General features: G+C 35.3%; 14 protein-coding genes, 1 tRNA gene and 3 pseudogenes. 9 read left to right on the top strand and 9 right to left on the bottom strand.

Annotated elements, in window-relative coordinates; genetic code table 11:
- Positions 1-41: 41 nt before the first annotated feature.
- The 3 genes and pseudogenes from AAGD90_RS01060 to AAGD90_RS01050 all read right to left on the bottom strand — a co-directional run.
- On the bottom strand, positions 42-986 hold the full coding sequence (locus AAGD90_RS01060) for an IS110 family transposase (RefSeq protein WP_265022222.1): 945 nt from the start codon (positions 984-986) through the stop codon (positions 42-44).
- A gap of 210 nt (positions 987-1,196) precedes the next feature.
- Positions 1,197-1,526, bottom strand: a pseudogene (locus AAGD90_RS01055) (IS110 family transposase); the annotation flags it as partial.
- A 104-nt stretch (positions 1,527-1,630) separates the two neighbouring features.
- Positions 1,631-2,167: pseudogene (locus tag AAGD90_RS01050) on the bottom strand (IS110 family transposase); the annotation flags it as partial.
- 216 nt (positions 2,168-2,383) lie between these two features.
- Here AAGD90_RS01050 and AAGD90_RS01045 point away from each other — a divergent pair.
- Positions 2,384-2,613 (top strand): annotated as a pseudogene (locus tag AAGD90_RS01045) (IS4 family transposase); the annotation flags it as partial.
- Here AAGD90_RS01045 and AAGD90_RS01040 read toward each other — a convergent pair.
- Positions 2,589-3,448, bottom strand: a protein-coding gene (locus tag AAGD90_RS01040; protein WP_156518142.1) for an IS630 family transposase whose coding sequence is annotated in 2 segments (ribosomal slippage) — positions 2,589-3,124 and positions 3,124-3,448 — 861 coding nt in all. Because the reading frame shifts where the segments join, the coding sequence is not laid out codon by codon here. The pseudogene AAGD90_RS01045 and the gene AAGD90_RS01040 overlap by 25 nt on opposite strands.
- 860 nt (positions 3,449-4,308) lie before the next feature.
- Here AAGD90_RS01040 and AAGD90_RS01035 point away from each other — a divergent pair.
- Positions 4,309-4,382: transfer RNA gene (locus AAGD90_RS01035), tRNA-Arg, on the top strand.
- Between the two features lie 8 nt (positions 4,383-4,390).
- Here the strand turns inward: AAGD90_RS01035 and AAGD90_RS01030 are convergent.
- Both AAGD90_RS01030 and AAGD90_RS01025 read right to left on the bottom strand, forming a co-directional pair.
- Positions 4,391-5,341, bottom strand: coding sequence for a complex I NDUFA9 subunit family protein (locus AAGD90_RS01030; protein WP_010082395.1), 951 nt, complete (start codon positions 5,339-5,341; stop codon positions 4,391-4,393).
- Between the two features lie 50 nt (positions 5,342-5,391).
- Complete coding sequence (locus AAGD90_RS01025; RefSeq protein WP_264329492.1) at positions 5,392-6,921, bottom strand: UDP-N-acetylmuramoyl-tripeptide--D-alanyl-D-alanine ligase; 1,530 nt, start codon at positions 6,919-6,921, stop codon at positions 5,392-5,394.
- Between the two features lie 183 nt (positions 6,922-7,104).
- On the opposite strand from AAGD90_RS01025, the gene AAGD90_RS01020 reads away from it, so the two are divergent.
- From AAGD90_RS01020 to mdh, 7 genes are read left to right on the top strand one after another with little or no spacing between them, the layout of a single operon-like run.
- Positions 7,105-7,863 carry a hypothetical protein gene (locus tag AAGD90_RS01020; protein WP_341821987.1) on the top strand — a complete coding sequence of 253 codons (759 nt, stop codon included), beginning with the start codon at positions 7,105-7,107 and terminating at the stop codon, positions 7,861-7,863.
- 16 nt (positions 7,864-7,879) lie between these two features.
- Positions 7,880-8,137 (top strand): hypothetical protein, encoded by a 258-nt coding sequence (locus tag AAGD90_RS01015; RefSeq protein ID WP_006279579.1) that lies wholly within the window; start codon positions 7,880-7,882, stop codon positions 8,135-8,137.
- A gap of 3 nt (positions 8,138-8,140) precedes the next feature.
- Complete coding sequence (locus tag AAGD90_RS01010) at positions 8,141-8,509, top strand: HIT domain-containing protein (RefSeq protein WP_010082356.1); 369 nt, start codon at positions 8,141-8,143, stop codon at positions 8,507-8,509.
- A gap of 18 nt (positions 8,510-8,527) precedes the next feature.
- Positions 8,528-8,881 carry an NADH-quinone oxidoreductase subunit A gene (locus tag AAGD90_RS01005; protein ID WP_006279576.1) on the top strand — a complete coding sequence of 118 codons (354 nt, stop codon included), beginning with the start codon at positions 8,528-8,530 and terminating at the stop codon, positions 8,879-8,881.
- Positions 8,882-8,884: 3 nt separating this feature from the next.
- A complete protein-coding gene (locus AAGD90_RS01000) occupies positions 8,885-9,391 on the top strand; it encodes a NuoB/complex I 20 kDa subunit family protein (RefSeq protein WP_006279574.1) in 507 nt (168 codons plus the stop codon).
- Positions 9,384-9,956 (top strand): NADH-quinone oxidoreductase subunit C, encoded by a 573-nt coding sequence (locus AAGD90_RS00995; protein ID WP_006279573.1) that lies wholly within the window; start codon positions 9,384-9,386, stop codon positions 9,954-9,956. The genes AAGD90_RS01000 and AAGD90_RS00995 overlap by 8 nt, the downstream gene beginning before the upstream one ends.
- 3 nt (positions 9,957-9,959) lie before the next feature.
- On the top strand, positions 9,960-10,910 hold the full coding sequence (gene mdh, locus AAGD90_RS00990; RefSeq protein ID WP_209472522.1) for a malate dehydrogenase: 951 nt from the start codon (positions 9,960-9,962) through the stop codon (positions 10,908-10,910).
- 27 nt (positions 10,911-10,937) lie between these two features.
- Here the strand turns inward: mdh and AAGD90_RS00985 are convergent, their stop codons facing one another.
- From AAGD90_RS00985 to AAGD90_RS00975, 3 genes are read right to left on the bottom strand one after another with little or no spacing between them, the layout of a single operon-like run.
- A complete protein-coding gene (locus AAGD90_RS00985; RefSeq protein WP_010082353.1) occupies positions 10,938-11,705 on the bottom strand; it encodes a TatD family hydrolase in 768 nt (255 codons plus the stop codon).
- Positions 11,702-12,148 (bottom strand): RNA pyrophosphohydrolase, encoded by a 447-nt coding sequence (locus tag AAGD90_RS00980; RefSeq protein WP_007548581.1) that lies wholly within the window; start codon positions 12,146-12,148, stop codon positions 11,702-11,704. Before AAGD90_RS00980 ends, AAGD90_RS00985 begins: the two co-directional genes overlap by 4 nt.
- Before the next feature lie 34 nt (positions 12,149-12,182).
- A complete protein-coding gene (locus AAGD90_RS00975; RefSeq protein WP_022626414.1) occupies positions 12,183-12,800 on the bottom strand; it encodes an AAA family ATPase in 618 nt (205 codons plus the stop codon).
- Between the last annotated feature and the right edge of the window lie 128 nt (positions 12,801-12,928).

Genomic DNA, 12,928 nt, shown 5'->3' with positions numbered 1-12,928 from the left:
ACGCACATATCCGTTAACCTATTTTCTATGCAGATTTTTTTTTATTTCATATTAATTGCTTCTTTAAGTCTTGCATTGGCAATTACTATGATTTTTCGCATTAGAGCTGTTATAGCTACCATCTTCTTTTTACCTCTACCAATAAGATCAGAATAAAAAGCACCAAGTGCAGATTTAGATCTTGCAGCAGCCATAGCAGCTGTGAAAAGCTTTGCACGAACATTGCTTCTACCACCTGTTATCCTTCGGTAACCAATAGTTTTACCGCTTTCTTTTGGATGTGGAGCAACTCCAGCAAGACTTGCAACTTCTTTTTTGTTTAGGTGGCCAAGTTCTGGCATTAGACACACAAAAACTTGTGATAACTTGAGACCTATTCCTGGCACTGTTCTCAAGATTTTTTGACGCTTTTGTAACTCTGGATTTTTATCAATAATTCTTTGTATGGCATCGTTGAACTCATTTATCTGACTGGTAAAAAAGTCTATTGTTTTTTGGCAACTTTCCTTTATATAGTCGTTTTCAGGTGCTGCAAGCCTACATTTCTCTTGAGTTCTCATTTGCGTAATGTCATCACGACGTTGACAGAGTGCAACTAAGGCGGTTTGTTCTTTTGACATAGGCACAAATAGAGATAGAGCACTATAGCGTTCAAAACCATATTGAGCAAGGGCTCTTGCATCTGATTGATCTGTCTTTGCTAAAGTTCCATGTGATATGATAAAACTTTTTACTTTACGAGTATTAGCTCGATGTACAGCAACATTCTTATCAACAAGAAAATGTGCTAAGCCAAGCTCATATTTTCCAGTGTTTTCTAAAGTTACTAGAGAATTAGGTAGGATATCTGAAAATTTTTGAAACAACTGTTGCCAACCAGTAGCATCATTGTCAAACTTGATAGCGCTCCTTTGGTTATAAGCTGCAGCAACATTTTTAAATTTTCCGATATCAATGCCAATGAAATTTTGATAAGATGTAATCATAATAAATAACCTCGATAGTTTAATTAATTTAAGATTGTAAACGGGTGCATACATATGTCCCATGCAACTATTCAAACGTATCGAGAGATGGGGCTAGTTTACCTTGATGGCTACGGTTGTAATACCAACTTTCATTCGGTCGCACACGCCCGTGATAGCCCTATTCCTATAGTGAGTAGGGTTATCTTCCCTCTTATCTCTTTTATATCACATTTTTAACTTACAACTTTCAACAAGCTTAGAATAAAAGGCGCCAAGTATAGATTTTGACCTTGTAGCAGCCATAGCGGCTGTAAAGAGCTTTGAACGAACGTTACTTCTACCACCTGTAATCCTTCGGTAACCAACAGCTTTACCACTTTCTTTTAGATACGGTGCAACTCCGGCAAGACTTGCTACTTCTTTTCTATTTAAGTAACCAAGCTCTGGCATTAAACACAAAAAATCTTGTGATAACTTTTTACCTATTCCAGGAACTGTTTTAAGAATTTTTTGGTGTTGTTGTAATTCGCGGCTTTCATCAATAATCTTTTGTATAGTATAGCCTTTCTTATAATAGTCCGAATGCGATAAGATATGTGTTTATGGCTATAGCAGGCCAGTAGCATATTACGGTCTGTTCGGATTATTGTAAAAAGAGCTATATCATTGAGTTCGTTTATTTGACTATCGAAAAACTCAATGGTCTTTTGACAGCTTTCTTTTATATGATCATTTTCCGGTGCTTCAAGTCTGCATTTTTCTTGAGTTCTCATTTGCGTAATATCATCACGACGTTGACAAAGTGCAGCCAAAGTTGATTGTTCTGTAGAGGTAGGTACAAATAGAGAGATAGTTCTATGGCGTTCAAATCCATATTGAGCAAGAGCTCTTGCATCTGATCTATCAGACTTTGCTAAAGTTCCGTGAGATAAAATAAAGCTTTTTACTTTACGAGTATTAGCTCGATGCACGGCAATATTTTTGTCGGTAAGAAAATGTGATAAGCCAAGCTCATATTTCCCTGTATTTTCTAAAGTCACTAAAGCATTAGGTAGAATATCTGAAAACTCTTGAAATAATTGTTGCCAACCAGAAGCATTATTATCAAATTCGACAGCATTCTTCTGTTTGTGAATTGCAACGACATTTTTAAATTTTCCGATGTCAATGCCAATAAAATTTTGATAAGATGTAACCATAATAAACCTCGATAGTTTTAGTTAATTTAAGATTGTAAACGGGTGCATATATATGTCCCAAGCAACTATTCAAACGTATCGAGAGATAGGGCTAGCGTACCTTGATACCAACGGTTGTAATACCAATTTCCTTTCGGTCGCGCACGCCCGCTATTCCTAGTGAGCAGGGTTATCTTTCTCTCTTATCTCTTTTATATCACGTTTTTAACTTACAATTGCCTTAGATGGAAAATAGAGATATTACATAAAATTTTAAATCCGGTCTCAAAGTTGAAGAATGTAGGCTTGGAATAGCAGAAAGACTAATGAGATATCTAACAGTTATGAGTATTATTGCTTGGAGGATCTTCTTTATTACATCAATTGCAAGAGCTAACCCAACATTACCATGTATAGCATTTCTCATAATAGTCCGAATAGGTCATAGGAAGGCAGAATCAACAGCACGACGAAAGGATTCGAATAGAGGAATGTTTTTCCTGGCTCTGTTTTTTATAGCAAACCAATGATGCTCAATTTTGTTAAAATCTGGAGAATAAGGCGGCAGATACAAAATTTCTGCACCGACTCCTTTAGCGAGCTTGATAAGCTTATCAGACTTATGAAAAGTAGCATTATCAAGAATGACAGTTTGTCCAGGTTCTAAGATCGGTGCCAAAAATTGCTCAAACCATCCATTAAAAATATCCATATTACAGTGGCCTTCAAATGTTAATGGAGCAACTATCTTTCTTCTACTTAAGGCTGCAACCATGCTGATTCGTTGAGTTTTTTTTCCAGATTTTAGGGCATAAAATCGCTGTCCTTTCTGGCAATACCCATATGGATAGTCCTCCGTGTTATCAATCCCAGACTCATCTATATACACTAAGTTTTCTGGTTCTTTTGTTGCTATAATTTTTAAGAATTCAGCACGTTTTTCTTCGTTCCTTTCCTTGTATCCATATGTCTTTTTTTGCGCGTAAATCCAATTTTTCTGAGAGCTCGGTGGATCGTTTGGATACTAACGTTGCCCCAAAGTTTAGCCATTTCCGACAGAGTTTTTCTACCGTGTTTTTTAGCAAATTCGATAAACTTATTCCAGTCGATAATTTTCTGATTGTAACCTCCATTACCGAGTTTTTTTGACTGAAAGTCGCCTGTTTCTTTTTTTCTTTGCTGCCACTCCCACAAAGTAGTTCGTCCAATTTTAAATCTTGCTGCCACTGCTTCTCTGCTTTCCCCTTCGTCTAGTGCTTCCATTGCTTTTTTTCTTAAATCATAACTATATGCTGCCGGCATCCAACCTCCTTATCGCCATCTATCCTTAATCTTATCATATCCGGACTTCTGTGGAAAGAGCTATACTTAACCATCATTACACCGTCATACCGCGATTCATTCGCGGTATCTCTTAGCCGCTAACAAGCAGCGGGATGACGAATTACTTAACCATCATCTACACCGTCATACCGCGATTCATTCGCGGTATCTCAAAGCATAGATCCCGCTAACACGTAGCGGGATGACGGTTGTTGTTTAGCTATAAATATTAAGAAATTTACCAAATGAAAAAAAAGGCAAAAGAAGCCCTGGGGTTATTATCTGCTTTAAAATATTGGCGTTTTTTATGTTTTAAACGTTTGACAAGCAAGATTTAGCTGCTTTTAATTGCAACTAACTTACGCTGCAAATGTTTAAGAAATTTACTAAGCAGAAAAAAAGACAAAGAATCCCCGAGTTAGCTAGTCTTTTACTATCTCTGTCGAGTATTGGCATTTTTTGATGTCTTGTAACGCTTTATAAGCGCGTTCAGCTTATTTAGATAAAAATCTAGATGTAGATGAAGTTTTGTAAAGACATACAGTATCTATATACTGCAAAAAATTGAACATAAGACGCCGATACATTAAGTAATCCTTACCTTTTAATCTGCAGATTGGCGAAAGCAAATACAATAGCTTCACTATCATGATAAGGGCGCTGGCGAAGGGTGTCAAGTAAGTTTCTATATAATATTTTCTAAAATAAATAGACTTCTCGCATCCAATTTTGGCAGCGCGCGACACACAACTGCAATGACAAGGTGTCGCAAGATAAACATCATATTCACACGAAGTACTTGACTTCACTTGTACTAAGAAGCATTTTATATATGTTGTGTGCCCGTAGCTCAGCTGGATAGAGCAACAGCCTTCTAAGCTGTGGGTCGTAGGTTCGAATCCCACCGGGCACACTCTTTTATCAATACTTTCTATAAATCTTCAAGTACTCTGGCACCACATTTTCAATTGCTAATGGTCGAACCTTCATTGTTTCAAGGTCAACTGACTTTTCGATTGAACTATTCATCATAACTTTCACCTGATCTTGAGTAAGCATAGGGTTCGTATCTCCGGTTATTGGTTTTAGCAGCATAGAAATAATTTTATTTTCTAAAAAGAAAGCTATTAACTTTGCCATTGGAAAAGATACATTGATCAACAAACACTTTCTGTTAGTAACATTCAGAATAAACTTCAATAAGCTTTTGAAAGAGTAAACCTTTGGTCCACCCATGTTATAAATTTTCTTGTCTTGCTTATTAAAACTGATAATACGATATACCACTTCAGCTAAGTCTGTTACACATATTGGCTGAAATTTAGTTGTTCCATTGCCAATTAGTGGTAAGAAAGGAAGAATAGTTGCTAATCTTGCAAATTTATTAAAGAAGTTGTCTTCTTTACCAAATACAAGGCTTGGCCTAATTATTATTGCTTTTTGAAATGCTGAAGTTACAGCTTTTTCACCTTCCAATTTACTTTTGGCATATTTTGACAACTTGCTATTTTCTATTCCCATAGCAGAAAAATGTATCATCATAGGTACATTTTTCATTTTTGCAGCTTTTGCTATCCTTTCAGCTATTTTAACGTGAACAGCGTAAAAATCGTGCTTTTTTGCTTCATATAATATTCCCACTAAGTTTATAGCTACATCACATTCTTCCATACCATCCAGAACTGATTTTTCATCAAAAAAATCGCCTTTAAATATTGATATTTGTCCTAAATTGCCACACAATTTTAAACAAGCAGCTTTTTCCTGATTACGAGTGAATATCTTTATTAAATATCCTTCTGCTGCCAAGCGTCTTACGATGTGTTTCCCTATAAACCCCGTTCCACCAAAAATAATTACACGTTTTGTCACAATTAAAGTTCCTAATAATTTGTTACTGTAAATTAATACAATGATTTCGCTTAATATTTTATTACGAATTCCCGTACAATAAGATCCATTTTCATTCCTCGCGAGCCTTTAACTAGAATTGCGTCATTATTCTGAATAATGTTAGCTAAATCACTTTTCAATTGATTAGAATCATTAAAATGCGTGCCTCTTATATTATCTGGCAAAAGCTCATGCAATTCTAACATAAATTTACCAACTGTATAAACTTTATCTATATTATTTTCTGTGATAATCTTAACCAAATCTGTATGAAACTCTATGCTTTCATCACCAAGTTCCAACATATCACCAAGCAAAGCTACTTTTCTCTGATTAGAATATGTACTCAAAGTTTTTATTGCAGTTTTCATCGAAGCAGGGCTGGCGTTATAGGAGTCATCAATTAAATGTATATATTTTTTATTGCATTTGACCTTATGAATATTGCCTCTACCTTTCGCTACACTAAAATTCTTAAGTGCAAGTGGTAATTTTGATAAATCAAGTCCGAGGCTTTGCACAACTGCTGCAACAGCAAGTAGCGAATAAGCAAAATGCTCACCTTGTACACGTAAATTACAGTTTATAATTTGATTATCACTCAGCCTGATTTTTAAACTTAATCTATTAGCAACTCGGTTTGATGTCATTCCAGCGCGTGACGCTGGAATCCAGTCTTTATTATACAACCGTCTGATATGCTCATTTGCAATTGAACTTCCTGGATCCAAGTAGTCAAGCACTGGGATGACAGAAGATAGTGCTGAAATGACAGAAGATTCATCGTTTCTTATTAAGTTTAGTAAACAAACTTCAGCATTTTTATCTTTACCGAAGCTTATTACATTTCTATTGGCGTGTGATGAGAGATAATCATAATATTTATTATCTCTGCTTAAAACCAAAGTACCGTTATTTTTCATACCATACAGAATTTCTAACTTCGCTTGTGCAACGTCAAATAGTGATGAAAAATTTTCAGTATGTGCAGGTTCGATGTTGGTAATAACTGCAATATTCGGATTACTAATTTTTGATAATTCTTTTATTTCACCAGCTTTATTCATTCCCATTTCAAGAATTAAGTACTGGCAGTTTTTTGGAGCTTTCAGAATTGTCAAAGGCAATCCTATATTATTATTTAAGTTACCTTCGTTTGCATGGGACACTCCATATTGCGATAAAACAGTATGCAGCATATCCTTTGTAGTGGTTTTCCCGACACTGCCTGTAACTGCAATAACTTTAGCATCAATAAGAACATTTCTAATGTAGTATGATGCCATATCGTGCAAAGCTTTCAGGGTATCTTGTACAATCATGAGAGGGAAACTTTTATATTTACCCTCACTCACTATTGCAGCGACAGCCCCTTTTAAAAACGCTTCATGCAAAAAATTATGGCCATCAAAATTCTTTCCCTTGAGGGCAATAAATAAATCACCTTTTTTTATGCTTCTTGTGTCCGTTGAAATATTTGAGCTATGTATCCAATTACAACCATTTACGTCTCTTCCGCCAGTTGCATCAATGATATTATTTGTGTTCCATTTAAACATAATTTAGAGTATTCTTTATAATAAATTGAACAATAAAAGTAGCGAAAATACTACATGTTTTAGACAATGTGCAAATAATGGTTGCAATCCCTATAATTCTATCTTATAATGGATATAGAAGTTTAAATTTTTTCGTCTATAATTAAAATGTATTTAGTTATAGAAACTACCTTGGAGGTATGTATGGCAGAATCTATTTGGGCTAAGATAGGCGGAGCAGTTAAAACAGGTGTAGAAGCTACAGGTCGGGTGTTTGCTCTTGTGCCTAAAGCACTTATTTACCCTATAAAGAAGCCGTTTGCTTCAACGGGTGAAATGAAACATGATGCTACAGTTTCGTTAAAGAAAGCTGTTGGTATAGATGTACCTGAAGAAGAAAGGGAATATGATCCACCTATAGAAACCACACAGGCTAGTAAGGATCTTGGTGTACAAATAACAGAGCAAAAGAAAGGGATAGGAAAGGTAAGTTTTTTAGTGTCAAGAACTCTGACGGGAGATATACCTTATTTGGATGATGAACAAATAAAAGCACTAAAAAGTGAGTATTCAAACATCACTATACATAGAGAAGAAAATAAAATTGTAATTGAAGTTGATGTTAAAAAAATAATTGAAGACATTAAAACTGACTATAAAGGAAAGAGTCCAGAGGAGATAAAAAAGCTTGCTATTGAAGAAATTAAACAAAAAGTTGACGGTAACCTTAAAGATCTAGCAAAAATTACTGGTGGAGAATTTAAAGTTCACACAGACTTAAAATTGCTGTATGGTATTGCAGAAAAATTGTATAAGGAATATGATAATCAAAAGCAGTCATCAGACAAAGTTGTGAAGTCTGATGTTGGTCAGCCTTCAGAAACTATAGCTTCAGGTGAGAAAAAATGGGCGCAAGAAGCTATAAAAGCAGGTAAGTCGCAAAGTTGTGGAATGCAAAAATAAGTTATAGGGGAGTATTATGAGTGAAGCTAAAAAAATAGAGGAAAGACATCATAGTCTAACTGTTCCTGGGGATATGTATCACTTACAACCAGGAGTTATTACTGGAAAAAGGGTAAGTGGAATAGAACCCTTTTTGAAAGAACAGCAGGACATGGTAAAAGTAAGGGAACTTGTAAGCTCTTTAAATCTTGAAGATGCTTCTGGTGAAGCGATAAAACCACTATCTACACCTAATGTAGAGAAAAACGAAGAAAGAGGGAAAGGTCGCTCTTAAAATATGAGCAATGAAGTTTATGATAGCGATAACATCTTTGCTCAAATATTAAGAGGTGAGTTACCTTGTGAGAAGGTACATGAAAATGAAAATGTACTAGCTTTTCATGATAAGTACCCTGACGCACCAGTTCATATTTTAGTTATATCAAAAAATCAATATATTTCATATGATGATTTCATTCTAAAAGCTCCTGAAGAGGAAATAGCGGATTTCTTCAAAACTGTAAGAGAGATAGCACACAAATATAATCTAGAAAAAACAGGATATAGATTAGTCACTAACTACGGTGAAAATGGAGAGCAGGTTGTACCACACTTTCACGTGCATATTTTAGGTGGTAAAAAGTTAGGAAAGCATGTAAACTCATAGTGTTATATGTTTTGTTAAATGAGCGAATATTTAACCATAGTAATCTTTATCTGCGTATCAATTGTAGTATCTTTTGCTTTAGGTATATTGCCTATGTTTCTTGCAGTGAGTAAGCCAGATGGTGAAAAGCTTTCCACATATGAGTGTGGCTTCAATCCACTATCCAGTGCAAGGAAAAATTTTGACATTAAATTTTACCTAGTTTCAATATTATTTATAATATTTGACTTAGAAATTGCTTTTCTTTTTCCTTGGGCTGTTTCTTTATCTAAGATAAGCTATGGTGGATTTTGGTCTATGATGGTATTTCTTGCAATACTCACTATAGGTTTTATCTATGAATGGTGTAAAGGTGCATTAGAGTGGGAGTAGTTTATGACAAATCAAATTCTATCTAATGATGACTGGGGTCGTTATAAAAAAGAAGGGTTTCTTGTCACTAAATTTGGTGATTTAACAGATTATGTAATGAATTGGGCAAGGTCTGGTTCATTGTGGCCAATGACATTTGGTCTTGCATGTTGCGCAGTTGAGATGATGCATACTGCATCCAGCCGTTATGATCTTGATAGATATGGTATAATGTTTCGTGCAAGCCCACGTCAATCAGATGTGATGATTGTTGCTGGCACACTAACTAATAAAATGGCAGCAGCATTGCGCAAGGTTTATGATCAAATGGCAGACCCGAAGTATGTTATTTCCATGGGAAGTTGTGCAAATGGTGGTGGTTATTACCATTACTCTTATTCAGTAGTCCGAGGCTGTGATAGAATTGTGCCAGTTGACGTGTATGTCCCTGGATGCCCACCAACCGCTGAGGCGTTGCTATATGGAATGCTATGCCTACAAAACAAAATAAAACGGACTCGGAATGGATAAAACTGCAAAGTATATACAAAAAAAGACCAAATGCGAGTGCATTCAAAAAGATGATGGCATTATTGTAATATATTCAACTTTAGATGAAATTGAAAAGTACCTATTCTTTCTACGTGATGATGAAAAGTGTAGGTTTGAACTATTAGTTGATATTTTTGGGGTTGACTATCCAAATAGAGAGAAGCGTTTCGAGCTAATATACAATCTGCTCAGCATTGTGCATAATATTAGAGTACACATAAAGCTTCAGTTATGTGAAAGCGACATGCCTCCAAGTGTAGCGAAGATATTTAGTACGGCTTTGTGGTTTGAGCGTGAAGTGTTTGATATGTATGGAATAGAGTTTTCTGATCACCCTGATTTGCGTAGGATTCTAACAGACTATGGATTCAAAGGTCATCCAATGTTAAAAGATTTCCCTCTCACTGGTTATGAGGAAGTAAGATATGATATAGAGACAAAAAAGGTTGTGTATAATCCTATAGATTTACCGCAAGATTTTCGTATGTTTGATAGCTTATCGCCTTGGGAAGGTAAAACCATAAAAGTAAATACAAAGGAGTAGAAAATGACAGTACAAAGAAAAAAAATATCTTTAATCGGTGCAGGAAATATCGGTGGAACTCTCACCCATATGATTGCACTAAGGGAACTCGGTGATGTTGTTTTACTTGATATTAGTGATGGAATACCACAAGGTAAAACACTCGACATAGCAGAATCATCCCCTATTGATGGATTTAATGTCAATATTACTGGCACAAATAGGTATGAAGATATAAAAAACTCCGATGCAATTATAATAACCGCTGGCATCGCTAGAAAACCTGGAATGAGCAGGGATGACCTCCTGCAAACCAATGCTAAAGTAATGAAGGAGGTTGGCGAAAATATTAAAAAATATTCTCCAAACGCGTTTGTAATAGTGGTTACCAACCCTTTGGATGCCATGGTTTCAGTGGTGCATAAATTTTCAAACCTTCCAACTAATATGATTGTTGGCATGGCAGGAGTGCTTGATTCTTCCCGTTTTCGTTACTTTCTTGCAAGTGAGTTAAATATCTCAGTTGAAGATATATCTGCTTTTGTGCTTGGAGGACATGGCGACACTATGGTACCACTAATCAATTGTGCTTCAGTTGCTGGAGTTCCACTTACTCAAATTATCGATATGGGTCTTATCACACAGAAAAAAGTCGATGAAATAGTTGAACGCACTCGCAATGGCGGTAAAGAAATAGTTGATCTGCTTAAGTCTGGATCTGCATACTACGCTCCTGCATCTTCAGCTATATGCATGTTAGAATCATATTTAAAAGATAAGAGGCGCATATTACCATGTGCTGCTTACCTTAATGGTGAATATGGTGTAGAAGAGTTGTTTATTGGTGTTCCTGTAATTATTGGAAAAAACGGAATTGAAAAGATCCTAGAAGTTAAAATGAATGATAGTGAACAAGAAATGTTTAATAAGTCTGTAAACTCGGTGAGAGAGCTGGTGAAATCTTTAGGTTCATAAGCAAATTAATGGTTTTATAGAGCTTCTTTATAGCTCAAACAGCCTAAAAAAGTTGCTTGTGGTTACCTTCGCTACTTGTTCTGGTGACTCATTCCACAACTCTGCCAAACAATCAACAACGTATTTCACCATTGCTGGTTCATTCTTTTTTCCCCTATAAGGCTCAGGTGATAGATATGGTGCATCAGTTTCGACTAAAACACGCTCGCGTGGTACATTTTGTGCAATTTCTCTGAGTAAGCTCGCATTTTTAAAAGTAATAATTCCAGAAAATGAAATATATAACCCCAAATCTATAGATTGATAAGCAAGTTCTTTAGAGGAAGCAAAGCAGTGCATTACTCCACTAAAAGCACCGGCTTTCATTTCTGACCTTAACATATCGATCATCTCATTATCAGCGCTTCTTGTGTGAATAACTAAAGGTAGTCCAGTTATTCTTGACGCTTCTATATGTAATGCAAAACTTTTTTTCTGATTGTCTTTGTTGTCAGATTTATAAAAATCTAACCCGGTTTCACCGATACTAATTACCTTTTGGTTCTTGGTAAATTCAACTAATTCATCAACATGTATACACTCACCGTTTTCTATAGCAGCATCAAGCGGATGTATACCAACAGAGGAGTAGACCTGATCATAGGATGAAGAAATTTTTAATAACTTAGGAACATCGTCAATGCTTACGCATATGTTATGCAAAACCTTTACACCATTTTGCTCTGCCCTTGAAATTACTTTTGGTATTTCATCGTCAGAAAAATAAATCAAGTGGCAATGAGAATCTACTATCATGAGCTTATTGTTGAGGCTTTTATTATAGAAGAAAACTCTTCTATCACTGTTTTATAAACTTCTTTTTTAAATGATATAGCACTGGCTACTAAACTATCTATACCTTGCCAACGCCACTCTTTGAACTCTGGATGACCAGTATAATTAATATCAATGTCCTCATCCTCTCCGCAAAACTTCATTAAGAACCACCTTTGCTTTTGACCAGAATATTTTCCATTCCAGCATATTGGTATAACTTCTTCAGGCAAGTTGTAGTATATCCAATCCTTGCTTTTAGTTATAACCTTTACTTTATTAGTACCAACCTCCTCTAGCAACTCACGTAACGCTGCTTGTTCCAGTTCCTCACCATCATCAACACCTCCTTGTGGCATCTGCCAGTAAGAATCGCTATCAAAGCGTTTTCCAATAAAGGCATGTCCTTGTCTGTTAAATAGCATTATGCCAACACAAGGACGGTACTTATCTTTCTGCTCAACCACGAGTACGCTCTGTTTTTAAATGATTTGTTACAGAAGTTTTAATTAATTTTCCATTTTTTTCTTTCTTCATCTCTTCAACAATTTTCTTTGCAACTTCCTTTGCACTCAAGTTCGAGTTATCAATTTCAAGCGAACCCTCAGGTATAAATAGCCTTTTCCCTTCAATTTTCTTTATAGCAAAATCCGGATCAGTAATTTTATTTTCCTGATATCTCTCTTCTGATTGGACACGTCTTACTAGTTTTTCATTATTACAATGTAATACTACAGAAAAAATTTCCATGTCCATTTTTTTACTTAAATTTACCACTGAGTTATATAATCTTTGGTCATAGGGATCACCCTCTATCAATTCATTTGTAAATATATAATGTTTTGATTTTACGTAGTGTTTTTCCAGTATTGCTAATACATTTTCCCTAACTGCAAAAATTTTTTCCCATAGGTCATCTGGAACTTCAGCGTTTTGTAATTTAACAATATCAAATATAATATTATTGAATAGATTATTGCTTACTATTACTGCACCAATGATTTTACACAGTTCCTTTGCAGTAGTAAACTTACCACTGCCTGGAAAGCCGATTAAGTAGATGAGAGTCTTGCCCATAATGAATACTAGTAAAAAGCTATTTTCAATTATATAAAAAGTATATACATTGTACATGCTAAAAACATGATGATAAAATAGATGCAGGTAATACCTTTAACAAGTAGTTGCGTTGAAAATAGTTCATA

Source organism: Wolbachia endosymbiont (group A) of Ischnus inquisitorius (assembly GCF_964026985.1).
Taxonomy (GTDB): domain Bacteria; phylum Pseudomonadota; class Alphaproteobacteria; order Rickettsiales; family Anaplasmataceae; genus Wolbachia; species Wolbachia pipientis.
The sequence above is the reverse complement of the archived record's forward strand: the minus strand, read 5'-3'. Positions and strand labels throughout refer to the sequence as shown.